The organism is Variovorax ginsengisoli (assembly GCF_030811835.1).
Lineage (GTDB): Bacteria > Pseudomonadota > Gammaproteobacteria > Burkholderiales > Burkholderiaceae_C > Variovorax > Variovorax ginsengisoli_C.
The window spans coordinates 117752-143551 of the sequence record NZ_JAUSRO010000016.1; the positions used below are offsets into that span (position 1 = coordinate 117752).

The 25800-nt window shown below is 56.5% G+C and carries 23 protein-coding genes; 21 read left to right on the top strand and 2 right to left on the bottom strand.

Annotated elements, in window-relative coordinates:
• Positions 1–10: 10 nt before the first annotated feature.
• Positions 11–976, bottom strand: coding sequence for a helix-turn-helix domain-containing protein (locus tag J2W36_RS22105; protein WP_307691929.1), 966 nt, complete (start codon positions 974–976; stop codon positions 11–13).
• A 218-nt stretch (positions 977–1194) separates the two neighbouring features.
• Between J2W36_RS22105 and J2W36_RS22110 the strand changes: the two genes are divergently transcribed.
• The 3 genes from J2W36_RS22110 (at position 1195) to J2W36_RS22120 (ending at position 5802) form a co-directional block, all read left to right on the top strand.
• Positions 1195–2217, top strand: coding sequence for a carbon-nitrogen hydrolase family protein (locus tag J2W36_RS22110; protein ID WP_307691930.1), 1023 nt, complete (start codon positions 1195–1197; stop codon positions 2215–2217).
• 148 nt (positions 2218–2365) lie between these two features.
• Positions 2366–4990: an alanine--tRNA ligase gene (alaS, locus tag J2W36_RS22115; RefSeq protein WP_307691931.1), complete on the top strand. Its 2625-nt coding sequence runs from the start codon at positions 2366–2368 to the stop codon at positions 4988–4990.
• An 11-nt stretch (positions 4991–5001) separates the two neighbouring features.
• Complete coding sequence (locus J2W36_RS22120) at positions 5002–5802, top strand: aspartate dehydrogenase (RefSeq protein WP_307691932.1); 801 nt, start codon at positions 5002–5004, stop codon at positions 5800–5802.
• Positions 5803–5860: 58 nt separating this feature from the next.
• On the opposite strand, the gene galE is transcribed toward J2W36_RS22120, so the two are convergent.
• A complete protein-coding gene (gene galE / locus J2W36_RS22125; protein WP_307691933.1) occupies positions 5861–6883 on the bottom strand; it encodes a UDP-glucose 4-epimerase GalE in 1023 nt (340 codons plus the stop codon).
• A gap of 168 nt (positions 6884–7051) precedes the next feature.
• Between galE and cynS the strand changes: the two genes are divergently transcribed.
• The 18 genes from cynS (at position 7052) to J2W36_RS22215 (ending at position 25767) form a co-directional block, all read left to right on the top strand.
• Entirely contained in the window at positions 7052–7495 is a 444-nt protein-coding gene (gene cynS, locus J2W36_RS22130) for a cyanase (protein ID WP_307691934.1), read from the top strand.
• Positions 7496–7688: 193 nt separating this feature from the next.
• Positions 7689–8519 (top strand): 2OG-Fe(II) oxygenase, encoded by an 831-nt coding sequence (locus J2W36_RS22135; RefSeq protein ID WP_307691935.1) that lies wholly within the window; start codon positions 7689–7691, stop codon positions 8517–8519.
• A gap of 847 nt (positions 8520–9366) precedes the next feature.
• A complete protein-coding gene (locus J2W36_RS22140) occupies positions 9367–10689 on the top strand; it encodes a GumC family protein (RefSeq protein ID WP_307691936.1) in 1323 nt (440 codons plus the stop codon).
• Positions 10667–11389 carry a sugar transferase gene (locus J2W36_RS22145; RefSeq protein WP_370869366.1) on the top strand — a complete coding sequence of 241 codons (723 nt, stop codon included), beginning with the start codon at positions 10667–10669 and terminating at the stop codon, positions 11387–11389. Before J2W36_RS22140 ends, J2W36_RS22145 begins: the two co-directional genes overlap by 23 nt.
• A gap of 17 nt (positions 11390–11406) precedes the next feature.
• A complete protein-coding gene (locus J2W36_RS22150; protein WP_307691937.1) occupies positions 11407–12399 on the top strand; it encodes an FAD-binding oxidoreductase in 993 nt (330 codons plus the stop codon).
• Positions 12400–12416: 17 nt separating this feature from the next.
• The gene (gene rfbF / locus J2W36_RS22155) at positions 12417–13190 is read left to right on the top strand and encodes a glucose-1-phosphate cytidylyltransferase (protein ID WP_307691938.1); all 774 of its coding nucleotides are present in this window, start codon (positions 12417–12419) and stop codon (positions 13188–13190) included.
• A gap of 1 nt (position 13191) precedes the next feature.
• On the top strand, positions 13192–14274 hold the full coding sequence (rfbG, locus tag J2W36_RS22160) for a CDP-glucose 4,6-dehydratase (protein ID WP_307691939.1): 1083 nt from the start codon (positions 13192–13194) through the stop codon (positions 14272–14274).
• The gene (rfbH, locus tag J2W36_RS22165; protein ID WP_370869367.1) at positions 14262–15638 is read left to right on the top strand and encodes a lipopolysaccharide biosynthesis protein RfbH; all 1377 of its coding nucleotides are present in this window, start codon (positions 14262–14264) and stop codon (positions 15636–15638) included. The genes rfbG and rfbH overlap by 13 nt, the downstream gene beginning before the upstream one ends.
• A 3-nt stretch (positions 15639–15641) precedes the next feature.
• Positions 15642–16727, top strand: coding sequence for an NAD-dependent epimerase/dehydratase family protein (locus J2W36_RS22170; RefSeq protein WP_307691940.1), 1086 nt, complete (start codon positions 15642–15644; stop codon positions 16725–16727).
• A gap of 9 nt (positions 16728–16736) precedes the next feature.
• Positions 16737–17564: a transketolase gene (locus tag J2W36_RS22175; RefSeq protein WP_307691941.1), complete on the top strand. Its 828-nt coding sequence runs from the start codon at positions 16737–16739 to the stop codon at positions 17562–17564.
• Between the two features lie 2 nt (positions 17565–17566).
• A complete protein-coding gene (locus J2W36_RS22180; protein WP_307691942.1) occupies positions 17567–18502 on the top strand; it encodes a transketolase family protein in 936 nt (311 codons plus the stop codon).
• A gap of 28 nt (positions 18503–18530) precedes the next feature.
• A complete protein-coding gene (locus J2W36_RS22185) occupies positions 18531–19868 on the top strand; it encodes a hypothetical protein (protein WP_307691943.1) in 1338 nt (445 codons plus the stop codon).
• Positions 19869–19907: 39 nt separating this feature from the next.
• A complete protein-coding gene (locus J2W36_RS22190) occupies positions 19908–20885 on the top strand; it encodes a glycosyltransferase family 2 protein (protein WP_307691944.1) in 978 nt (325 codons plus the stop codon).
• Positions 20863–21984: a glycosyltransferase family 4 protein gene (locus J2W36_RS22195; protein WP_307691945.1), complete on the top strand. Its 1122-nt coding sequence runs from the start codon at positions 20863–20865 to the stop codon at positions 21982–21984. The genes J2W36_RS22190 and J2W36_RS22195 overlap by 23 nt, the downstream gene beginning before the upstream one ends.
• 4 nt (positions 21985–21988) lie before the next feature.
• Positions 21989–23350, top strand: a complete 1362-nt coding sequence (locus tag J2W36_RS22200; RefSeq protein WP_307691946.1) for an O-antigen ligase family protein — start codon at positions 21989–21991, stop codon at positions 23348–23350.
• A gap of 27 nt (positions 23351–23377) precedes the next feature.
• Positions 23378–24409, top strand: coding sequence for a glycosyltransferase family 4 protein (locus J2W36_RS22205; RefSeq protein ID WP_307691947.1), 1032 nt, complete (start codon positions 23378–23380; stop codon positions 24407–24409).
• An 8-nt stretch (positions 24410–24417) separates the two neighbouring features.
• Positions 24418–25344, top strand: coding sequence for a glycosyltransferase (locus tag J2W36_RS22210; RefSeq protein WP_307691948.1), 927 nt, complete (start codon positions 24418–24420; stop codon positions 25342–25344).
• A gap of 117 nt (positions 25345–25461) precedes the next feature.
• Complete coding sequence (locus J2W36_RS22215) at positions 25462–25767, top strand: hypothetical protein (RefSeq protein WP_307691949.1); 306 nt, start codon at positions 25462–25464, stop codon at positions 25765–25767.
• Positions 25768–25800: the final 33 nt, after the last annotated feature.

The window sequence follows — 25800 nt, forward strand, 5'->3', positions numbered from 1 at the left end:
TCGCCGCGCGTCAGCGGCCCGATGCCGCCAGCGTCTGCTTGCGCCAGGCGCGTGGCGATTGGCCGTAGCGGTCCTTGAAGGCGCGGCTGAAGTGCGCCGCGTCGTTGAAGCCCCAGTCAAACGCGATTTCCGACACGGAGGCCTTGGCGCGACGTGGGTCGAGCAATTCCCGCTCGCACGCTTGCAATCGGCATGACCACAGGTACTGCGCCGGCGACTGCGATTCGGTGGCGAACAGGCGATGCAGGTGGCTGGACGACAGACCCATTTCGGCGGCCACGCCTTCAATCGTCAGCGTGGGATCGCGCTTGCGCTCGTCAATGCAGCGTTTGATGCGGGCCAGGTGGTAGGCCTGCAGCGACGAATGATCGCGGGCCGGGTCGCTCGACAGGGATTGCAGGCCACCCACCAGCACGTTCACCAGGCCGCTGACCATGGACGCGGCCGTCGCTGGTGGCAGGTCTTCGGCTTCCTCCTTCAAGGCGCGCACCATGCTGCCCATCAGGCGGCCCGCGCCGGACTGGCCTGAAATGGTGGTGGCCGTGAGCTGGTCGCAGCCCGAGACCAGCGAGCGCAGGCGGCTGCCATTGAGCTTGAGCACGATCTCTTCGAAGGCTTCGCCGAAACGCAGGGTGTAGGGGCGTGCCGTGTCGTAGATGGCGAAGTCGCCCGGCACCATGGCCGCATCGCGCCCGTCCTGCGAGACCATCCCCCGGCCCTTCGTCTGGAGGCTGACGATGATGAAGTCGTTCTCGGCGCGCGAGATCATGCGGCGCGTTCGCATCACGCGTTGCGGCTGAGAGTCCACCACCGACAGATCGAGGCCCGGCAACGCGTGATTGACGATGGAGCCGCCGAATCCGTCGCCCGGCCCCGCCTCGCATTCAAGGTCGACGTAGGTCGAACAGATGCCGTCGACCCAATAGCCCAGCCGGTCGCGCGGGGCCACAACGTCGGTCGTCAGGGTCTGGCTCATGGTGCTTCCCGGTGGTGCGTGCGTGCAGATGCTACTGCGGGCGCATGCAAAAAACATTCCGGAAAACACGCGATGCGACGCCCGGTCAAGTTTTGCGCGACCCCTGGGCAAGAAGGCTGCGGCGGCTGGATCGACCATTCACTGGCCCGCTCAAGGGCTTGTTCGACCGCCGCTTTTTCCCGGATTTCCACATTCCCACCGTACCCAAGGAACACACCATGCCCAGCAAGACGCATCCGAAGCTCACTGTTGCCGCCGTCCAGGCCGCCCCGGTTTTCATGGACATCGACGCCACCATCGACAAGACCATCGCGCTGATGAAGCAGGCCGCCGCGCAGGGCGCCACGCTGGTTGCCTTTCCGGAGACCTGGATCCCCGGATATCCCTGGTGGATCTGGCTCAACACGCCCGCGGCCGGCATGCGTTTTGTTCAACGCTACTTCGACAATTCCCTGAGCATCGATTCGGCAGAATTCAAACGGCTGGCCGACGCCGCCCATGCGCTCAAGGTCTGGCTGTCCTTCGGCTTCAGCGAGCGCGACGGCGGAAGCCTCTACATCGCCCAGGCGCTGATCGACGACCAGGGTCAGATCGTGACCACCCGCCGCAAGCTCAAGCCCACGCACGTCGAGCGCACCGTGTTCGGCGACGGCGACGGCAGCGACCTCACGGTGGCGGATACCGCCATCGGCCAGGTCGGCATGCTCAACTGCTGGGAGCATCTGCAGCCGCTGAGCAAATACGCCCTCTACGCCCAGCACGAGCAGATCCACATCGGCGCGTGGCCCAGTTTCTCGCTGTACACCGGGGCCGCCTACGCATTGAGCGGTGAGGTCAACAACCATGTCAGCCAGGTCTACGCGGTCGAAGGCGGCTGCTTTGTGCTCGCGCCCTGTGGCGTGGTGTCCAAGGACATGCAGGACGTGCTGTGCACCGACGACATGCAGCGCCAACTGCTGCAGACCGGCGGCGGCTTTGCGCGCATCTATGGCCCGGACGGCTCGCCACTGGGCCAGAACCTTCCGGAAGGCGAGGAGGGGCTGGTGATCGCCGAGATCGACCTCAGCCTGATCTCGCTGTCCAAGTCGGTGGCCGACCCGGTGGGCCACTATGCCCGGCCCGACGTCGCACGCCTGTTGCTCAACAAGACCCCGGGTCACCGCGTGGTGTCGCACATGCCCGTCGGCGCGGTGGTCGACGATCTTGCGTCGGCAGCATCCGCATCGGCGGCCGTTGCCTGATTCAAGGGAGATTCACTGCCCTGCGCCCGCTGCGCCGCTCGATGGCGCACGCGCGGCGCTGGAATGGCCCAAAACCTATAATAGAAGGTTCGGCCCCTATCGGGCATTCAGGTGCATCCAGGCACCTCGGCACCCACAAGATTCCAAGATGAGCCAGCCCACATTCAGCGTCGCAGACATCCGCAAGACCTTCCTCGACTTCTTCGAATCCAAGGGCCACACGGTCGTGCCGTCGAGTTCGCTCGTGCCGGGCAACGACCCGACGCTGATGTTCACGAATTCCGGCATGGTCCAGTTCAAGGACGTGTTCCTCGGTGCGGACAAGCGCTCCTACGTGCGCGCTGCCTCGGTGCAGGCCTGCCTGCGCGCCGGCGGCAAGCACAACGACCTGGAAAACGTGGGCTACACCGCGCGTCACCACACCTTCTTCGAGATGCTCGGCAACTGGAGCTTTGGCGACTACTTCAAGCGCGAATCGCTGACGTGGGCCTGGGAACTGCTGACGCAGGTCTACAAGCTGCCGGCAGACAAGCTCTGGGCCACCGTCTACATCGAGGACGATGAGGCCTACGACATCTGGACGAAAGAGATCGGCCTGCCGCCCGAGCGCGTGGTGCGCATCGGCGACAACAAGGGCGGCCGCTACATGTCCGACAACTTCTGGATGATGGCGGACACCGGCCCGTGCGGTCCGTGCTCCGAAATCTTCTACGACCACGGCCCGGAGATCGCCGGTGGCCCGCCCGGCTCCCCCGACGAAGACGGCGACCGCTACATCGAGATCTGGAACAACGTGTTCATGCAGTTCGACATGCAGCCCGACGGCTCGGTCAAGAAACTGCCGGCGCCCTGCGTGGACACCGGCATGGGGCTGGAACGGCTGGCCGCCATCCTGCAGCATGTGCACAGCAACTACGAAATCGACCTGTTCGACAAGCTGGTCAAGGCTGCATCGCGCGAAACCGGCGAAAAGGACGAAAGCAACAAGAGCCTGCGCGTGATCGCCGACCACATCCGCGCGACCGCCTTCCTGGTGGCCGACGGCGTGATTCCGTCGAACGAAGGCCGAGGCTACGTGCAGCGCCGCATCGTGCGCCGCGCCATCCGCCACGGCTACAAGCTCGGCCAGAAGAAGCCCTTCTTCCACAAGCTGGTGCCCGACCTGGTCGCGCTGATGGGCGACGCCTATCCGAAGCTGGTGGCTGACGAGCAGCGCATCATCGACACGCTCAAGGCCGAGGAAGAGCGCTTCTTCGAGACGCTGGCCAACGGCATGGAAATCCTCGACAGCGCGCTGGCAGGCGGCGCCAAGGTGCTGCCGGGCGAGGTCGCCTTCAAGCTGCACGACACCTTCGGCTTTCCGCTCGATCTTTCCGCCGATGTGTGCCGTGAGCGCGACGTCGAGGTCGACGAAGCCGGCTTCAACGCGGCCATGGAAAAGCAGAAGGCGGCCGGCCGCGCTGCGGGCAAGTTCAAGATGGACCGCGCGCTGGAATACGCCGGCGCGAGCAACACCTTCACCGGCTACGAAGTGCTGGAAACCGCAGCCAAGGTCACGGCGCTGTACTTCGAAGGCACCTCCGTCGAGCAGCTCAGCGAAGGCCAGCAGGGCGTGGTTGTGCTCGACAGCACGCCGTTCTATTCGGAAAGCGGCGGCCAGGTCGGCGACCAGGGCGTGCTGGCGGCCGAAGGCGTGCAGTTCGGCGTGGAAGATACACAGAAGATCAAGGCTGACGTGTTCGGCCACCACGGCGTGCTCACGCAGGGCACGCTGAAGGTCGGCGACGCGCTGACCGCCCGTGTGGACACCGAGCGCCGCGCCGCGACCATGCGCAACCACAGCGTGACCCACCTGATGCACAAGGCGCTGCGCGAAGTGCTCGGCACCCACGTGCAGCAAAAGGGCTCGCTGGTCGACGCCGACAAGACGCGCTTCGACTTCGCGCACAACGCGGCCGTCACGCGCGAGCAGATCCTCGAGATCGAGAAGCGCGTGAACGCCGAGATCCTGGCCAACGCCGCCACGCAGGCGCGCGTCATGGACATCGAGTCGGCGCAGAAGACCGGCGCGATGATGCTGTTCGGCGAGAAGTACGGCGAAAACGTGCGCGTGCTCGACATCGGTTCGAGCCGTGAACTGTGCGGTGGCACGCACGTCACCCGCACCGGTGACATCGGCTTGTTCAAGATCACCAGCGAGGGCGGCGTGGCCGCCGGCGTGCGCCGTATCGAGGCGATCACCGGCGCCAACGCGCTGGCCTACCTGCAGTCGCTCGAATCGACCGTGCAGAGCGCCGCGCATGCACTCAAGGCGTCGCCGGCCGAGCTGCAGCCGCGCCTGGCGCAGATGCTCGACCAGGTCAAGCAGCTCGAACGCGAGATCGGCACGCTCAAGGGCAAGCTGGCTTCGTCCAAGGGCGACGAACTGGTGGCGCAGGCCATCGACGTCAACGGCATCCAGCTCCTGGTGGCCCAGCTCGAAGGCGGTGACGCCAAGACGCTGCGCGACACCATGGACAAGCTCAAGGACAAGCTCAAGACCGCCGTGGTCGTGCTGGCCATCGCCGAAGGCGGCAAGGTGCAGCTGGCCGCGGGCGTGAGCGGCGGTGCGCTGGGCAAGGTCAAGGCCGGCGAACTGGTGAACTTCATCGCGCAGCAGGTCGGCGGCAAGGGTGGCGGCAAGCCTGACATGGCCATGGCCGGTGGCACCGATGCAGCAGCGCTGCCCGCGGCACTGCAGTCGGTGCAGGGCTGGGTGGCCGAGCGCGTCTGAGCGTCCGAACGGTGCTGCGCATCGCCTTGATCGGTTGCGGTGCCATCGGCACCACTGTGCTGGAGCTGCTGCAGAACGACCCGGGCCTGCAGGTCAGCGCCATCGTCGTGACGCCGACGGGCCAGGCGGCTGCGCGCGAGGTGGCACGGCGCCTGGCGCCGCAGGCCGTGGTGGCGAGCGAAGTGCCCGCTGAAGGCATCGACCTGCTGGTCGAAGCCGCCGGGCACGCCGCCGTTGCGCATCACGTGCTGCCTGCGCTCGAGCGCGGCGTCGCCTGCATCGTGGCATCGATTGGAGCGCTCTCGGCCGAGGGCGTGGCGCAGCAGGTCGAGGCCGCGGCGGTGCGGGGCGGCACCCAGGTGCAGTTGATCTCTGGCGGCATCGGCGCCATCGACGTGCTGGCGGCCGCCCGCATCGGCGGATTGGACGCCGTGCGCTACACCGGCCGCAAGCCGCCACGCGCCTGGAAGGGCACGCCGGCCGAGCAGGCCCATGACCTGGATGCGCTGACGCAGGCAACGGTCATCTTCGAGGGCAGCGCGCGCGACGCCGCCTTGCGCTACCCCAAGAACGCCAACGTGGCGGCGATGGTGTCGCTGGCGGGCCTGGGGCTCGACGCGACGCGGGTGCAGCTCATCGCCGACCCGGCCGTGAGCGACAACATTCATGCCGTCGAAGCGTCGGGCGCCTTCGGCAACTTCGAACTGACGATGCGCAACAGGCCGCTCGCAGCCAATCCCAAGACGTCGGCGCTCACCGTGTACAGCCTGGTGCGGGCGGTGCGCAACCGCGTGGCGGCGCTGGCCATCTGAGCCGGTTCATCGCAGTATTCCCGCGTCGATTCGGCCAGCTGTCGAAACCAGAGGCTCCTCAGCCCTCATATCCCTTCGGATTCCCCTGCTGCCAGCGCCAGCTGTCTGCGCACATCTGTTCGATGTCGCGCTTCGCTTCCCAGCCGAGCGTGGCCTTGGCTTGGGTCACGTCGGCCCAATAGGCGGGCACGTCGCCGCTGCGTCGTGGACCGACGTCGCGCGCAATCGTCTTGCCGCTGACGCGCTCGAAGGCTCTCACCACGTCGAGCACCGAGCCGCCGATGCCGGTGCCCAGGTTCAGCGTCAACAGGCCGGGGTGGGCCATCACGTGGCGCAGCGCCGCGACGTGGCCTTCGGCCAGGTCCATCACATGCACGTAGTCCCGCACGCCCGTGCCGTCGGGGGTCGGGTAGTCGCCGCCGTGGATGGTCAGGCGCTCGCGCAGGCCCACCGCGACCTGCGACACGAAGGGCATCAGGTTGTTGGGTTTGCCGTTGGGATGCTCGCCGATCAGGCCGCTTTCGTGCGCGCCGACCGGGTTGAAGTAGCGCAGCCGCGCAATGCGCCAGGCCGGGTCGGCAAAGTGCAGGTCGGCCAGAATCTCCTCGACCATGCGCTTGGTGCGGCCGTAGGGGCTGGCTGCCGCGTAAGGCGCTTCTTCAGGAATGGGCGAGCGCTCGGGCTCGCCGTACACCGTGGCCGATGACGAGAAAATGAGGGTCTTGACCTGCGCTGCCGCCATGGCACGCGCCAGGATCACTGTGCCGCCGACGTTCACGTCGTAGTACTGGAGCGGATCGGCCACGGAGTCGCCCACCGCCTTCAGGCCGGCGAAATGAATGACGCCAGCCACGGCGTGCTGCTCGAACACGCGCGAGAGCAGGGCGCCGTCGCGCACGTCGCCCTGCACCAGCAACGGGCGCTGACCACTGATGCGCTCGATGCGGTCGAGCACGCGCACGTCGCTGTTGCTGAAGCTGTCGAGCACGATGGGCGTGTAGCCGGCTGCTGTCAGCGCGACACAGGTATGGCTGCCAATGAAGCCGGCGCCGCCGGTCACGAGGATGTGGGATGTCGGCATGGGATGGGGGTTGAGGGAGAGAAGCGGAAAAGGTCGCTATTGAATATAGCCGAGTGCCATGCATGGCTTACCTTTCCTGCATGTCCGCCGCGTTGGGCTCGGCCCATGGAGAGGGCAGGCGCGCCTCTTGCAGCGCGCTGTGGCATCCACTTGGCAAGGAGCCTACGCATGAACCGCAACGACGTTACCGAAAAGATCATCACCGCGAAGGTGGCCCACGGCATTCAATGGGCCGACGTGGCCCGCAAGGTCGGCCTGTCCAAGGAATGGACGACGGCCGGCTGCCTCGGCCAGATGACATTCGACGCCGCGCAGGCCCAGGTCATCGGCGAAATCTTCGGCCTGACGGCCGAGGAGCAGAAGTGGTTGCAAGTGGTGCCGTACAAAGGCTCGCTGCCAACGCCAGTGCCGACCGACCCGCTGATCTACCGCTGGTATGAAATCGTCAACGTGTATGGCACAACCATCAAGGAACTCATCCATGAGGAGTTCGGTGACGGCATCATGAGCGCGATCGACTTCAGCATGGACATCCAGCGCACGGCCGACCCGAAGGGCGATCGTGTGAACGTGGTGCTCTCGGGGAAGTTCCTGCCTTACAAGCAGTATTAGTCTTACCAGCCCCAACAACACAGCCGGGCGATGTGTGGCTGAACTGCGGCCCGCGTATTGCCTGGGCAGATCGCATTGCGGAACTGTGCTCAAGGTAGTGGCGCAATTGTCTCGGATCACGCCAACTTTGCACAACATTTAAGGCCCGACAAGCTGCTAGAGTCAGCGCAAACCTACAAGTCGGGAGTTATAAATGAAGCGAACCGAGATCGCCGATCGGATCATGGAGAAGCTGGCGCCAGCGGTGCCCGAACTGCGCGAGCGGTGGGCCGCGTCGGCCGGTACCATTCACCACTGCGCGATCGACAACCTGCTGCCGGACGACTTGGCGCACAAGATTCGCGACGCCTACCCTTCTGGTGGGGGCATGAGGACGCTCAAGAGCCTGCGCGAGCTGAAGCATGTCGCGGCGCAGATGAACCAGTACGACCCAATCCTCGAGGAGTCGCTGTACGCGTTCCAGGATCCGCGCGTGGTGGCCGCAGTGGGCCAGATCACCGGGCTGCGCGCGCTCGAACCCGACGAGCTGCTGTACGCGGGTGGCATCTCGGTCATGTCCAAGGGCCACTTCTTGAACCCGCACGTCGACAACTCGCACGACCGGGATCGCGTGCGCTACCGGGTGCTGAACCTGCTGTACTACGTGTCCCCGGGTTGGGGCTTGGCGAACGGCGGAAATCTCGAACTGTGGCCGGACGGCCTGGATGGCAAGCAGGTCACCATCGAGAGCCGCTTCAACCGGTTGGCCATCATGATCACGAACAAGTCGTCGCTGCACTCGGTGTCGCCCGTGCTGGTCGACGATCAGCGGTGCTGCGTCTCGAACTACTACTTCTCGCAGTTTCCTGCAGAGAAGGAAGACTACTTCCACGTCACCTCATACCGCGGCCGTCCGGAGCAGCCGCTGCGCGACCTGGTGCTGCGTGGCGACGCGGCCCTGCGCATGGGAATCCGCAAAGTATTCCCGAAGGGCATCGTGAAAAACAAGCACTACTACGAGCGCGACACCCCGCCCGAGAATTGATTCTCACCAGCGCACGTCGATCCTGAGTTGGACCTCGGTGTGGGCCGCGCTGCAGGGGCTGCACGGCACAGCCGACGTCGCGATCGCCCCATATCCCGACGTTCTTTCCGATGCCGTAGCTTAGGCCCACGGCTTCGGTGCTCCGATGGGATGTCGATCGCGGTGACGATCTGGGGCTGTCATGGCAGCAGCTTCGAAATCCGCACGCATGAATTCGGCTCTGTGGCATGCCTGGCCGACAGGGCGGCGCCATGCGCGCCGATAACAAACAGCCAGCCCCACGCCGAGCTCCGTGTGGCGCGCCATTGCCGGCGCGCAGGGCGCGTTCGAGGCGGTTCGTGTCCATTTCTACGTCCGCATCGCGGAGTTAGCCCTCCAGCTCCGCGCTGCGCGCGCGCGTAGGCCGGCGCCTCGAAGAAGCCCGATCACACTTGAGACACGGTGATTCGTTGCAAATACGAGACAAATTCGAAAATTAGGCGATTACCATTTGCGACCGTAACGCACTGATTTTGTGCTGAATTCTTACAAATGTACCGAAAATACAACGATTCAGGTGGTTTGCGTTCAGCCAAAAAAGTACCGAGCGTGTATGGCAAGCGGTGACAAATCACACTTTTTATGCTTAATTGCACTTATTAAGAAACAGATTTGTAACAGTGCTATAGGTTGCCTAAGTGGTTTCGAGGCTTCTGTCAAATTTATCTTTCCTGTAACTGAGGGGTTATCTCCTCAGTGATTACCCATTTGCCGATCGCGCTCGTCGACGAAAATGCGAGGGACCGATATGGGTCCTCCTTGTACGCGCGGGCACGCACCTTCAAATTTTGCTTTGTCATGCGATTGATTGCTGCGTGCCGATCGTTTTGGAAAAGCAAAGATACAAGGTTTTTCAGCGAAGCTGTTAGTTATAACGGTAGCCGACGGTTCCATAAAGCGTTTCTTTGATTATTTAATTTGCATGACATTTCCAAATTCCAACGGAAGCGCAGAGCAGACCACCTCATTGAGAGGGGCTACATCCGGCGCCGGCGAGATCAGTATTCTGGATGTCCTTCAGATTCTGATTGATAACCTTCGGGTTTTGGTGATCTTTCCGCTAATCGTCGGAATTTTGGCGCTGGCAATTAGCTTTCTCATAAAACCGATTTTTACTGCGAGCACCAAATTTCTTCCGCCACAGCAGCAGCAGGGGGCGGCGGCCGCCATGTTGCAGTCTTTGGGTTCACTGGGAGGGCTTGCTGCGGGGGCATCGGGTTTGAAAAATCCGGCTGACCAGTATATTGGATTTTTGAAAAGTGAAAGCGTTCAGGATCCTTTGATCAACCAATTTGGATTGGTCGATCGATTCGATGTGAAATATCGTTCAGATGCACGAAGGGTGCTGGAAAGTAGGACGCGCATAAGCAACGGCAAGGATGGATTAATTGTTATCGATTACGATGATCAAGATCCTAAAATTGCTGCTGAAATAGCCAATGCTTATGTGAAAGGCCTTGGCTCGCTTTTGAGTCGCTTGGCGGTGACTGAAGCACAGCAGCGGCGCCTTTTTTTCGAAAAGCAGCTTTTCGATGCAAAGAATAAGCTTATCAAGTCAGAACAAGCACTCAAGGCCAGTGGCGTGAGTAGTTCTGTGTTGCGTGTATCGCCGCAATCGGCGGTTGAAGGTATCGCTCGTCTGCAAGCCCAGATTACTGCCCAGGAAGTAAAAGTGGCATCTATGCGTGGATATCTCATGCCCGCATCTCCTGATCTCAAGCAGGCGCAAAATGAATTGAACGCAATAAAAAGCCAATTAATTCGTGCGCAACAGGAGGAGCCGCAAGCTGCTAAGGAGGGGGCGGGTGACTATATCGCATTGTACCGAGACTTCAAGTACAGCGAGACATTGTTTGAATTGTTTGCTCGTCAATATGAAGCCGCTCGCGTAGATGAAAGCAAGGAAGGGGCGATTATTCAGGTTGTGGATGTCGCGCAAATTCCGGAAAAAAAATCAGGGCCAAAGCGTGAAATTATTGCATTGGCGGCAACGTTTCTATCTTTCATTTTGACTATAATTTTTGTGCTTGTTAGAAATGCTTTTAAAAGAAAGAGCGATGATTCCAGGCTGGCAGAGAAATTTTCCAAACTGAGGATTGGACTTAAGCGTGCACTCGGATTCAAAAAATAATATTTTGTTTAAATTGGACGACGATGGTGCGGTCAATTCTGTGGCATCTGGCAATTTGTGGTCGGAGGCTGATAGATTGCATTTGAGTAATGGTGCTGCCAAGCGATTGATCGATATTATTGGTTCCTTGGTATTTTTCTCTTTTTTTGGATTTTTTTACGTCGCCGTATGGATTGGTGTGCTTGTTACAACCGGCGCGCCCGCAATTTATCGGCACTCCCGCATTGGAAAAGGTGGGGTGCCTTTTGATTGTTTGAAATTTCGTTCAATGGTCCCTGACTCTGACGCCGTCCTGAGTGATTTGCTTCAAAGGGATGTTGCTGCAAAAGCCGAATGGGATGAGACGTTTAAATTAAAAAAAGATCCCAGAATAACGAAATTTGGAAGATTTATCAGAAGAACGAGCCTTGATGAATTGCCGCAGTTTTGGAACGTTCTAAGAGGTGATATGAGCCTTGTTGGGCCGAGGCCGGTGGTGCAGCGGGAGCTTGATTGTTTTTATGGTGGTGCTGCGGAAATTTACGCTGCAGTGAAGCCTGGAATTACTGGGCCATGGCAAATTGGCGGTCGATCTGATTTGAGTTATGCGGATCGGGTTTTGCTCGACTGTGAATATGTAAAAAACCGGTCCACCAAGGGGGATTTGATTATTCTTTGGAGAACAATCAAGGTTGTATTTTCTGGCAGTGGTTCGTATTAGTCTGAGGGTGGGTTTTTGTGACAATAGTTTTTCTGTCAAATGAGAAAAAATTTTCTGCGGATGGCAGCTTAACTTTATTGCAGGCTGCCCAAGATGCGAAGTTGGTTCTGGAGCACAGTTGCCGGACTGGTCGTTGCGGTAGTTGCAAAGCTCGCGTCCTTGAGGGAGAGGTAAATCCATGTGGCGAGGACACCAGTCTTTCCAGTGAGGAGCGCGCCCAAGGCTGGATCCTTACCTGTGTATCTTCCGCGCGCGGCGACGTTGTTCGGCTTGATGTAGAAGACGTGGGCATACTTGCTGATTTTCCGGTGAAAATTACGCCAACGCGGATTGACTTTATTGAGCGCCTTGCGCCAGATGTTATGGGCGTCAAGTTGCGCCTTCCGCCTTCAAACGGTCTGCGATATCTTGCAGGTCAATATGTTGACGTTTTGGGTAAAGGCGGCGTGCGCCGCAGCTATTCGATTTCAAATCATGCAGATGTTGCTGGAAAAATTGACCTCGAAATTCGCAAGGTCGAAGGCGGCGTCCTGAGCCAATATTGGTTTGCTGAAGCCAAGGTCGGAGATCTGCTTCGCATAGAAGGACCCAAGGGCACATTTTTTCTTCGCGATGTCACAGGTCTTGATTTGGTTTTTCTTGCGACGGGTACGGGTATCGCACCTGTCAAGGCAATGCTGGCTGAATTGAGCACTAGGCCGGCTGGTGACAAGCCGAAATCCGTGACTGTCTACTGGGGCGGGCGTAACGCTGCCGATCTTTACTGGACGCCGTTTTCAACGGTGGAGTTTCGCTTCGTACCAGTGCTGTCGCGTGGTGATGAAAATTGGCAAGGTGCTAGAGGGTACGTGCAGGACGTCCTGCTTGTACAGCGACCCGATCTGAAAAATACTGTGGTTTACGCATGCGGATCTCCTGAAATGATTGGCAGTGCCTCTGCCACACTTCGTGTTAGAGGTCTTCCTGAACGCAGATTTTTTTCTGATGCTTTTGTTAGTTCCGCAATTTGAATCGATTGGAAAAAAGAATGAAGGCTGTCATTTTGGCAGGCGGGCTCGGCACGCGATTGAGCGAAGAGACCGCAACGCGCCCGAAACCCATGGTAGAAATCGGCGGCAAGCCTATTCTCTGGCACATCTTGAAGTCTTACGCACATCATGGCGTAAATGATTTCGTAATTTGCTGTGGTTATAAAGGTTATGTGATCAAAGAGTACTTTGCGAACTACTTTCTTCACATGTCCGATGTGACGTTCGATATGCGGTCCAATCGTATGGAAGTGCATCACAAACGCGCAGAGCCTTGGAATGTCACGTTGGTCGACACAGGCGACGACTCAATGACTGGCGGACGCTTGGGACGGGTGGCGCAGTATGTAAAAGATGACGAAGCTTTCTGCTTCACCTATGGTGATGGCGTTGCTGATTTGGACATCAGTGCCACCATCGAATTTCACAAATCGCACGGCAAAGCCGCCACGTTGACTGCTACTTATCCGCCAGGCCGCTTCGGTGCGCTGGATATTCAGCATGGGCAAGTGCGTAGCTTTCGTGAGAAACCTAAAGGCGACGGCGCCATGATCAATGGTGGCTATTTCGTGTTGTCGCCTTCTGTGCTCAAGCACATCAAGGACGACTCGACGATTTGGGAACAAGAACCGTTGAATCAACTGGCTGAGGATGGAGAGCTGATGGCGTTTGAACATCAGGGCTTCTGGCAGCCGATGGATACGCTGCGCGACAAGGTGCACCTTGAGAATCTGTGGGATTCCGGTAAGGCACCCTGGAAGGTCTGGAGCTGACGTGAGTGCGGTTCAATCCGATTTCTGGCGCGGAAAGCGCGTGTTCCTGACCGGCCACACCGGCTTCAAGGGCAGTTGGCTATCGCTCTGGTTTCAGACCATGGGTGCTGAGGTTCAGGGCTTTGCATTGCAGCCGCCAACGACTCCCAACTTGTTTGAGCAGGCCCGGGTCGCCGGCGGTATGTCGTCAACCATCGGCGACATTCGCGATCTGGCTGCCGTGAAAGCGAGCATGCACGCATTCCAGCCTGACATCGTCGTGCACATGGCTGCGCAGCCACTGGTACGGCTGTCCTATCTGGAGCCAGTTGAAACCTACGCGACGAATGTCATGGGCACCGTTCATGTGCTCGAGGCCGCGCGTACCGTAGGTTCCGTTCGCGCTGTGGTCAATGTCACCACCGACAAGTGCTATGAGAACCGCGAGTGGGTCTGGGGCTATCGCGAGGATGAGCCCATGGGTGGCTATGACCCGTACAGCAATAGCAAAGGTTGCTCCGAGCTGATCACCAGTGCCTACCGTCGGTCATTTTTCCAGAATAGCGACATTGCGCTCGGCTCCGGGCGCGCAGGCAACGTGATTGGCGGCGGCGATTGGGCTCAAGATCGCCTGGTGCCCGATATTCTCCGCGCCTTCGAGCGCAAGGAACCTGTCGTCATTCGCAACCCGCATTCCACGCGGCCGTGGCAGCATGTGCTGGAGCCGCTGTCCGGCTACCTCGTGCTGGCCGAACGCCTCTTCAGCGAGGGCCAATCTTTTGCCGAAGGCTGGAACTTCGGCCCTCGCGATGAGGATGCCAAGCCCGTGCAGTGGATCGTGGAGCATATGGTTCGGGAATGGGGCGAAGGTGCTCGCTGGCAACTCGATGGAGGAGAGCATCCGCACGAAGCCGGCTATCTCAAACTGGATATTTCCAAGGCTCGGCAGCGTCTGGGCTGGGAGCCCCGCTGGGCATTGTCTGAAGCGCTGGTGCACATCATGCAGTGGCACAAGGCATGGCTCGCCAAGGAAGATGTGCAGAAGGTCTGCCTGGATCAGATCTCGCAATACATGACAACGATGAATAAGGAATCTCTCTCGTGAACGCTACCGTGATCCCAATTGCTCCCGCTTCGCCGGTCGGTGGGACTGTCGAAACCGCAGCACTGCGCAAGCAGATTGCCGAATTGGTCCAACAGTACGCCGACATCACCTACGCCCCCAAACCGTTTGTGCCGGGCGAGTCGATCGTTCCGGTGTCCGGCAAGGTCATCGGTGCAAAGGAATTGCAGTTGATGGTCGAAGCGTCACTCGACGGCTGGCTGACGACGGGCCGTTTCAACGCTGCGTTCGAAGAGCGCCTGGCGAAGTATGTGGGTGTGAAATACCTCATCACGGTCAACTCTGGTTCATCGGCTAATTTGGTGGCTTTCTCTGCGTTGACGTCACCTCGCTTGGGCGAACGAGCGATCAAGAAGGGTGACGAAGTCATCGGTGTGGCGGCAGGCTTCCCAACGACGGTCAACCCGATCATGCAGTTTGGCGCTGTGCCGGTTTTCGTCGACGTGGATGCGCACACGCACAACATCGATGCCGACCTGATCGAGGCAGCCATTACGCCCAAGACCAAGGCCATCATGCTGGCCCACAGCCTGGGCAACCCCTTTAATCTCGATGCCGTCACAGCCTTGTGCAAGAAGTACAACCTGTGGCTGGTCGAGGACTGCTGCGATGCGTTGGGCGCGACCTATAACGGCCAGATGGTTGGCACCTTCGGCGACATCGGTACGCTGAGTTTCTACCCTGCGCACCACATCACGATGGGCGAGGGCGGGGCTGTGTTCACCAATAACCCCGAACTCAAGCTGATTGCGGAATCGTTCCGCGACTGGGGGCGTGACTGCTATTGCCCTCCCGGCAAGGACAACACCTGCAACAAGCGTTTCTGCTGGCAGCTGGGCGACCTGCCTGAAGGCTACGACCACAAGTACATCTATTCGCACCTCGGCTATAACCTGAAGATCAGCGACATGCAGGCCGCATGCGCTCTGGCGCAAATGGACCGGGTGGACGAGTTCGTGCAGGCGCGCAAGGACAACTTCAACTACCTGAAGAGCCGTCTGCAGGAGTCATGCGGTGACTTCCTCGAACTGCCGCAGGCTACGCCCAATTCCGATCCGTCGTGGTTCGGCTTTCTGGCGATGGTCAAGCCTGAAGCGGGCGTCAAGCGCGTCGACCTGCTGACGTATCTCGACCAGAACAAGATTGGTACGCGTCTTCTGTTTGCCGGCAACCTGACGCGTCAGCCTTACATGATTGGTCGGGAATTCCGCGTGAGTGGCGAACTCACCAACACTGACAACGTCATGAATCAGGCGTTCTGGCTGGGGGTGTATCCGGGTCTCACGAAGGAGCACCTCGACTTCATCGTGCAGAAGATAGAAGAGTTCTTCGGCGTCGGGTTCTAAGTCATGGTTCCAGCAGGCGTACAGGCCCCTTTTGATCTGGACCTCGACGGCATCGTCGATGCCGTCGGTGCGCCGTGCTGGGACGCGTTGCGAGGCCAACGCATCTTTCTCACCGGAGGAACCGGGTTTCTCGGGAAATGGATGCTGGCCTCGTTGCGACGTGCTGACGACCGGTTGTCACTCGGCTGCGAGATCACAGTGTTGAGTCGCCGTCCGGCAGCATTTCAGGCCGAGGCTTCATTTCTGGCGTCATGGTCCCGGCTTCGCCTAGTGCAGGGCGACGTGCGGAGTTTCGAGATTCCGAATGCAGCTTATGACATCGTCGTTCATGCGGCGACCGATGTCGTGGCGGCCGCCGAACCGCTCGACATCTTCGACAGTTGCGTACAGGGCACGCGGCGCGTGCTCGATTTCTCCGTTCACAGCGGCGCGAAACGCGTATTGCTGGTGAGTTCGGGGGCGATGTACGGCAGACAGCCCAACGACGATGCGGGCGTGGCGGAGGACTATGAAGGAGCACCGGTCATAGGCGACGTGCGCTCTGCGTATGGCGAAGGCAAGCGGGTGACTGAATGGTTGGGCGCCGCCTATGCCAGCCTCAAAGGGTTGGATGTTCGGGTGGCGCGCTGCTTTGCGTTTATCGGACCCTATCTTCCGCTGGACAAGCACTTTGCGCTCGGCAACTTTCTTCGAGATGCGATGGCCAACCTGCCCATCGTGATCCAGGGCGACGGCACGGCCAAGCGCACTTACCTCTATGCAGCCGACATGACCACATGGTTGTGGGCCATCCTGTTGAGGGGCGAGCACGGCGGCACCTACAACGTCGGAGGCGACGAGGCCGTTTCAATGGCGGAGCTTGCGCAACGCGTCGTCCACGTGCTGGGCGCCGAGGGCGGGGTGGTGGTAAGGAAGCAGGCGACGGCAGGCATGGCGCCCGACCGTTATGTGCCCGACACCCGCAAGGCACGCGCATCGCTCATGCTGCCAGCACCGTTGCCACTCGACGAGGCCATTGCGCGGACCGCGGCGTGGCATGGTCACGCGCGCGTTGACTCCTCAGACCCTGCGGCGCTTGCCGCGCACTGAAAAGCGTTCATGCAGACATCCATTCATTCCAGCGACCGATTCAAGCCGTCGGTGTTGCGCAAGACCGTGCTCGACATGGCATACGCCGGCTCGACCGTTCATATCGGCTGCGCTTTTTCGATCATCGAGATTTTGGCTGTGCTCTACCGTAACCACCTTCGGTACCCCGACAACACGCCAGATTCCGCCGGCCGCGACTATCTGGTGCTCAGCAAGGGCCACGGCGTGATGGCGCAGTACGCGTGCATGTACGAGCGCGGCTGGCTCACCGATACGCAGGTGCAGAACTATTTCGCTGATGGGAGCGAACTCAAGGGACTCTCGGACTCCCGCATCCCGGGGCTTGAAGTCACCTCGGGCTCTTTGGGGCATGGTTTTTCAGTCGGTGTAGGCCTCGCGCTCGCGGCCAAGCTGCGTTTTACCGATCAGAAGACTTACGCCATCGTCGGTGATGGCGAGATCAATGAGGGCCCGATCTGGGAGGGTGCGCTTTTCGCCGCGCACCATGAACTGGACAACTTCATGGTGATCGTCGATGAAAACGGCTTCCAGGCGATGGGCGCCACCAAGGACGTGATGAGCCTCGGCAGTATCGAGTCCAAGTTCGAGAGCTTCGGCTTCGAGGCCGTCACCATTGATGGTCACGACGAAGCCGCTCTCGACGGCGCCATTGCCGCATTGTGGGCAAGCCCATCGAAGCGACCCAAGGCGCTGATTGCCAAGACAGTCAAAGGGAAGGGCGTGCCCTTCATGGAAAACAACAACATGTGGCACTACACGCGGCTCAACGACAAGACGCATGCCGAGGCTGTTGCCGCCGTGGCACAGGGGGCGTAATCATGCGTCAAGCTTTTTCCGATACCCTCGTCGCCCTCGCCAAGGCAGACCCCAATGTCCTGTTGCTGACAGGTGATCATGGCTACGCGCTCTTCGACGCATTTCGCAAGGAATGCCCTGCGCAGTACATCAACGCCGGCATCGCTGAACAGAACATGGTCGGCATGGCGGCCGGCTTGGCGCGCGCTGGATTTCGCCCCTTCGTGTATGGGCTGAGTGCATTCATCCCAGTGCGAGTCATCGAGCAGATCAAGCTGGACATCGCCCATGACAATCTGCCCGTGGTGCTGTGCGGCGACGGTGCAGGCTTCGTCTATAGCCATCTGGGCACCAGCCACCAATCCACGGAAGACATCGCGTGCACGCGAGCCATTCCCCAGCTTCGGATCTATTCACCGGCCGACCGCTTCGAACTGGTCCGATGCATGACACAGTCTTACGAATGCGCACAGCCGGTCTATCTGAGGATGGGTAAAGCGGATCTGGGCGACGTGCATGCGGGCGCCTTGTCGGGGTCTATCGAGGAATTGATTCAATTGCGCGTTGGCTCGGACACGCGGGTTGCCCTTCTGGCGACCGGTTCCATGGCTAAAGCGGCGGTCGATGCGCATGAGCAGTTCTTCCCGGATGCATCAGTATGGAGCGTGCCGTCGATCAAGCCGCTAGACAATGCCTCCATCCTCGAGCTCGCATCCAGATTCAATGCATTTATTGTTCTTGAAGAGCACTCTACGATAGGTGGGCTCGGCTCTGCAGTCACGGAGCTATGCTCTGAATTTCACCCTGTACGAACCCTTCGTATTGGGGTCAATGACCGATTTTCCCACAAGTGTGGTACGTACCAATATTTGCGAGTTGAGCATGGTCTCGATCTCGAAAATATTAGGAAGAAAATTTCCTCCTTTGTAGGTTTGCCCGCATCCGTGAAGACGGCCTGAGTGATGCCACTTGACGGAAAAAAATACCTTGTCAATTGAACGTATAAAACGCATCAGCGGTGTCGATTTTCATGTATTAGGAACACTTTTATTTCGCGGCTGGACCGTGATAGCTGGTGCCGCGATGGTGCTCTTCGTTCCTGTCTGGTTTGGACAGGTGGAGCAAGGCTATTATTACACCTTCGCCAGTCTTTTGGCGCTGCAGGTGTTTTTTGAATTGGGGATGAATCAGGTTGTCGTTCAACTTGTAGGACATGAAGTCGCACATCTTCGACAAGGGCCCGTCAATCTTTTGGAGGGTGACGATGTCAATCTGGATAGATTGACATCTCTCGCGCGTTTGTTGCAAAAGTGGTATGCAATTGCCGCCATGTTTTTCGCGATTGCGGTAGGGGTTGTAGGATTTTATTTCTTCCGGGAAAGAAGTGAGCTTCCAATGGCCGGATGGTTGATCCCTTGGATCGCCTTGACGGTATTTTCAGCAGGAAATCTTTATTACAGTCCTGCATTGGCATTTATTGAAGGTTGTGGCCGAGTGGGCGAGGTGGCCAAGTTGCGCCTCCATCAATCCATCATCGGGTTCTTGCTTCTATGGATTGCTCTGAGTTGCGGCGCAGGACTTTGGGCAACCCCACTTGTTCCTGCTGTCGCTTGCATCTACACGGGGGCTTGGCTCAGGAAGACCTCCAATGTCCGGGCATGGTTGATAGCGAGAAGCCCGTTGGATGAAGCGAGACGAGTGATATGGCGACATGAAATATTTCCATTTCAGTGGCGTATTGCACTGAGCTGGGTAAGTGGGTATTTTATCTTTCAGCTTTTTACGCCCATGATTTTTTCCAGGCAGGGTGCAGTTGAGGCTGGCCGGCTTGGTATCTCTTTGAGCATTTTCACGGCTGTGACTTCTGTTGGGATGAGCTGGGTCGCCGCTAAAATACCAGTGTTCGCCGGCTACATTGCACGGGGACAGCGCAAAGAGCTGAATTTGGAATTCAAGTCGGTTCTCAAACGATCGATTTTCTTCATTGTTCTGGCATGCAGTGCGGTGGTTATATCCGTCGCGCTTCTGAGCTATGCCAATGTAAAATTTGTGTCGCGACTTGCAACTATAGAGGTGCTCGTGTGCTTGGCTATCGCAACCATTGCAAATGGAGTGGTATTTGCAGCGGCGATCTATATGAGGGCTCATAAGGAAGAGCCGATGTTGATGCCCTCACTGGCAAGCGGAATCGCGATTTTAGGCGCAACTTACATCACTGCTTCGTGGAGTGTTACTTGGGTAATGGCATGCTATGCAGCTATTTCCGCATTGATCACTCTCCCCTGGACATTAATGCTTCTGCGCGGATATTTTCGTCGTGCATGAGTGACGCGTGATAAAGTTATGCGAGCCCTATAAATAAAAATGAATTCATTGCCACTGCTGACCATTGCAATTCCCACATACAATCGCAATGCAATTGTAAGGGAGAATGTCGAGATTATTCTCTCTCAGGCGAAAGCGTGGATTCGTATCCTGATATTGGATAACTGTTCGCGCACACCTGTTGCAGAAACGCTTGAGGGATTGGTTGACTCCACCGCTGTAGATGTCGATATCCATCGAAATCCGGTGAACGTCGGCGCCAACGCAAATATCTTGAAGTGCATCGAGTTATGTAAGACGCCTTACTTGTGGGTGATTGGCGATGATGATTTTCTGGCGCCCGGCGTGCTTGACGTTGCGTATGAATTCATCAGGAACGAAGACGCTATATGGGTGAATTTTTGCTCCAAGGACATTCACCAGCCGGAGAGGTTGAATTCTGTAGTCTCTGGTGATTTGAGGTCGTTCCTTGATTCTCTGAGTTCTATCAATGAATTGGTCTTTATTTCAAATAATATTTACAGGACTGATTGCATTCAGGCAGGTCTACAGTTGGGATGCCTCTATCAATCCACCATGGCGCCACATGTGGTGTCGATGATTGACGGTGTTTCGCGCGTTGATTTTTCTGGAAAATTTCATCTTCGCAACGAAGTGGTATTTCGGAGCATTTCGAACAATGCGGACGAAGAAACGAGTTGGCCGCTGTATCAGGCGTTCATAGGAATAAATTCGCTTTATCAGCTGCCATTCAGAAATGGCCTTCGACGTGATGTGTTGCGGCTTGTGCGCGGTGCTCGTCACGGATGGTTATGCAACCGCCACATGTTTAGCGGCATGACGGGACTTAGTTCGGCAGTTGGAAAAAAGAATGCGTTTCTGACGGTCACAGGTTTATTTGCTTCACTTCTGGTTGTCGATGGCATTGGTGTGGTTGTGTCTTGGCCTGTAATTGCTGTCGCAATTTTGGCGGGCAAAAGAATTACAGCCGTATTTGATTCCATTCGAAAAAAGTAATTACCAAATGATCCATGTTGGAATTGATGGGCGCGCACTGCAAGGTCATCGTGCGGGGACGGGTCGCTACGTATTCGAGCTTTGCAAGGAGCTTGATCGGTTGATGCCCGATGCAAAGTTTTTTGTGTATAGTGCAGAGCCCGTCGAAATGCCTGTCGTTTCCGATCGGTGGGTCTATCGAGTTGATGAAAAAAAATGGGCTAAGAAGCTGAAAAGTGTCATGTGGCTCAAGATCAGAGCAGGCCATTTATGTGCAAAAGATGATCTTGACGTATTTTGGGCTAATGCGACTTTTGTGCCTAGGCTTAAAAGCTCGGTAAGAGTGGTTTCTACCGTGCATGATATGGCGTACCTCCTGGTTCCTGAGACGATGAAAACGGTGACGTATTGGGCGTTCCGGCTTTTCTTTAGAAGGGATGTTGCAAGGGCGGATGACATCTTGTGCAACTCATTCGGAACCAAAGAGCGCTTGAAGAAAATGATTGGCGTGGACTCGGGAGACGTGGTGCAGCCCGCAATTGCTCCCATGTTTTGCAAATCTGATGCTTCGTCGCTGACGAGGGTATTGGAGAAATACCATATTGATGGACCATATTTCTTGACTGTTGGTACTCTTGAGCCTAGAAAAAATCTCGAGTCACTAATCCATGAATTTTCTGCCGGAAAGCGGGCAGGCGAACTCGGCAGTACTAAGTTACTGTTGGTCGGCGGGGGAGGCTGGAAAAACAAAAAACTCGTCGAGCTCATCCAGACCGCTGGGAGCGACGCAATCGCCGCGCTCGGTTTTGTCGATGATGCTGACCTTCCGGTGCTTTATAGCGGAGCTTTTGCTTTTGTGTTTCCGTCGATTTATGAGGGATTCGGAATGCCTGTATTAGAGGCGCGGGCTTGTGAGACCCCGATTATCGCCTCAGACATACCTGAAATCAGGGAGGCAGGAGGGCGGGGTGCTTACTACTTCCCCGTAGGCTCATCCATTCGTAACGCATTGAAGCAGTTTTACTCAAATACGATTCGCCAATCCCCTGATCGAGACGAATTTCCAACATGGCGACGTGGTGCGGAGGCATTGGCTCGATCATTTCGTGCCTCTGAATAGATAAATGGCGATCACCGTACTTGGGGTATTTTTCTTTCTTGCAGGGATCCTGGCGTTTGCTGCGCGACCGAAATATCTTCTTCCGATTTTGGTTTTTGCAGCTATTTTTCAAGGTGCTGCGGTATTTAATCTCAGTGGTGGCATTGCCTACGGCTTGTCGCCGTATTACTTTATAGCCTCATTGGTCTTTGTGAAGCAATTGACCTTCATAGAGCCTGTTGTATTGGCGTATTGGCCGAATTTGAGGTTTTGGTTGTGCTTTTTTGTTGTCGTTGTCGTTGTCATGGCGATGACGATGCCGTTTCTGTTTTCAGGGTTGCCTGTTTATAACCCACGGGCTGGGGTGGATGAGCAATATGGTAGTTTGACGGATTTGGCATTTGGTTTTGGTAATCTCTCGCATATTGTGTATTTGATTTTGAATGCCTCCGTCTTGCGTGCATTTTTTCTTGCGTCCAATTTCGGCCCGCGAGAGTTGATTGGTAAGGCATTCGATTTTTCTGCCGGTGTAGTCGTAATTGTGGGGCTATATCAGTGGATGCATATGATGTTTGGTGTGCCTTTTCCTTTTGATTTGATCTATAGCAATGCTCAAATTCGTGAGGCTATGCCTGATGATATGCAGGGCTACTCGCGAATATTCTCGACTTTCCCGGAGTCCTCGTACTGTGCGGCATATTTGACGGCGTATCTTTTTTATTTTATTTTCGCGAAGAATAAAGATTTTGTTCTCTCCTTTTTTGGTGTTGCCTGCGTGGGGGTCGTGTTGCTCTGCATTGCATTGACAGGGTCGACGACTGGTTATCTCGCGTTGATGGCAACTGCTCTTTTCGCGCTGATTGTGGAGAGTTATGGGAAGACAAAGGCCTTTCTTTATGGCGTCGTCACTTTGTTGGTTTTCGTTCTTTCTATTTTTGCTTTTGCACTTACACCTTTTGGCCAAGAGTTGATTATTAAAACACTTTTGGAAAAAGGCGATACCCTGTCCACGCTGCATAGGCTTGCGGCTGATCAGCGTGCCATCGAAATATTTTTTGAAACATTTGGACTCGGTGTCGGGTTGGGGTCGAATCGTGCTTCGAGTTTCATATCAACCACGTTATCCAACTTTGGTCTGATAGGTTTTTTGTTGATGATGTTCTGCGTCTTCCTTCATTTGTCGTGGCTTTGGGTTAATTATAATTTCTCCAGGAAGATTCAGTTGCCTCGCATGAGTGCCATGTGGGCATTCGTTTCTTTATTGGCGGCAATGATCTTGGCAATACCGGATATTAATTGGCCGATATTCTGGGTTGTATGGGGTGTGAGTGTGGTGATGTCAGTTCAGCGAACGGATTACATGCCTGGCGTGCGGGTTGGGCTTTGATATGCCTTCTTTCTACGAAGGGGAATTATGAAATTGGCATTTGATGGCAGAGTATTTCGCCATGAAAATATCGGCGGTGTTGAGCGTTATGCACAGTCGCTCTATGACCAGCTGAAGAAAATCTCGGACGTTGAATTGTTAGTGCCAAAATCGCACGATCGTTATTCGCAGCATCTGTGGGTTCAAACTGGGCTACCAATGGCCACGATGCGAGCTAAGGCAGACGCATTATTTTGCCCTGTGACGGCTGGACCTGTGTTTTTGCCAAGATCCGTGCGGCTGGTTGTGACTATTCATGATTTGGCATATTTTAGATTCCCGGATATGTACTCATCCGCATTCAGGAATTACTACAAAGTGCTGTTGCCCGCAGTGGTCAAGCGAGCAGACGCGATCATTGCGCTTACTGAAGTTGAGCGAAAAAATATCGTCTCTTATTTCCCTGGTATAGAAAAGAAGATCAGTGTTGTATATTCTGGTGTGGGGCATGAGTTTCGGGTTTCGAATTCGGTAGCGCCGAAAGAGAAAATCATATTAGCTGTGAGCTCTTTGAACAAGCACAAGAATATTACTGCGTTGGTGAATGCGTTTTCCTCTGTGCATGACAAGATTCCGCATAAGTTGGTTCTTGTCGGTGGAGCGCGCTCCATAATCTCTACGGATAACTCTATTGCCGAAGCTTTGAAAAATATTCCGGCTGATCGTGTCGTCCTGACTGGATATGTTTCTGATAAAGAGCTGATAGATTGGTACCGAAGAGCTGAAATATTTGTCTTCCCCTCTCTCTTTGAGGGCTTCGGATTGCCTCCTTTGGAGGCAATGTCCGCTGGTTGTGCGGTGATTGCGTCTGATCGTTCTTGTATTCCTGAGGTTTGTGGTGAGGGTGCGATTTATTTCGATGCAGGAAGCCCTGTCGCACTTGCGGAATCGATGATGAATTTGTCGCGTGACGATGCGCTGCGAGACGATTTGCGGACGAGGGGCATCCTGCATGCTGCGAAATTCAATTGGGAGCGTACGGGGGAGCTCACGCTTAAGGCCATTGAGGCTGCTCTCTGAAAGCTGAGATGAACAGCAAAAAAGATCGCCCCTCCGTACTTGTTTTGATGGCGACCTACAACGGAGCTCCCTGGGTGAGGGCCCAGGTTGATTCCATCATGTCGCAAAAGGGCGTAGACGTTCATTTGGTCATCAGCGACGATCGTTCCAAAGATGGAACGGTGTCAATGCTTCAGACTATCTTCGGTTCCGACACGCGCGTTGAAATTCGTGAACGAGAGAAGAGCAGCGGCTCTGCTGGGGCCAATTTTGGAAGCATGATCCGCGATGCAACGGATTGCCTCGATTACGATTTCGTGGCGCTGGCCGATCAAGACGATATTTGGAACGAAGAAAAGCTCCTGCATGCGGTGACGGCGCTAGCTGGAGCCCAGGGAGGTTATTCTTGCGCAGCGGAAGCATTTTGGGATGATGGAAGAAAAAAGGTTCTTCGACAGAGCCCCATTCTTCGCAGGGCAGATTTCCTTTATGAAGGCGCTGGGCAAGGATGTACTTTTGTTCTTCCTTCAGAAACATTCAGCCACGTTCAGTTATTCTGTAAAAAAAACGAAGCATTGGTCCTGCCATTTCACTATCACGATTGGCTAATCTACCTTATCGTTCGAGCGCGAGGTTTTAATTGGATTTTCGATCAGGCTTCGTGGATTCGCTACCGTCAGCATGCAGGTAATGAAATCGGGGCGAGAAAAGGGATCAGATCTGTCATGCGTCGATTGACCATGATTTCCGACGGATGGTATCGGCGGCAGATTGAGATGGCAGGTGCGATCTATTTGGCTTCAGGTGGGCGTGATCCGTTGGTGTTGAAACTGATCGAGCGGCACCGAGCCCGTGCAAAGCGTGCCATTTTGGCTATCCAGGTCTTGGCACATGGGCGCCGCAAGCTGCCAGATCGTGGCGTGTTATCTGTCGCTGCTGCGCTTGGCTACATCTAAAAGTGCAGATGAGTTCCAAAGCGCCGACTGATAAGTTTTTGCCTTCTAGTCGAAATTGCAACGAATGGCACCGTCAATGCGCCAAGGAAACCTTATCAAATTCCTGAGAAAAACTTGGTGTCCGGCAGTAATTTGATTGCTGAATTTCCTGTTGTAAGCAATGAAGCCTATCTGGTCAGGGTCGAATTCTTGGATAATGCAGGGCCTGCAAGAAAGACGTACCTCTTGGCTGTTGCATTTGCTGAAGGAGTGCAGAGCGTGACGGTGATTTCGCAGTTGATTGACTACTATGGGGGTAACATGCCATACCCGGCGTTTTCTATGAATTCGTCCAATCTGATTGCCTCTGCAGATTTTTCGAACACTGTCGGGTGTAACCTGACCATCACGCAGATTGGCCACTCAAGCGCCTTTAGCTTGTGAGGTTTTCGTCAAAAAGACCGGGTCTAGGCTGCA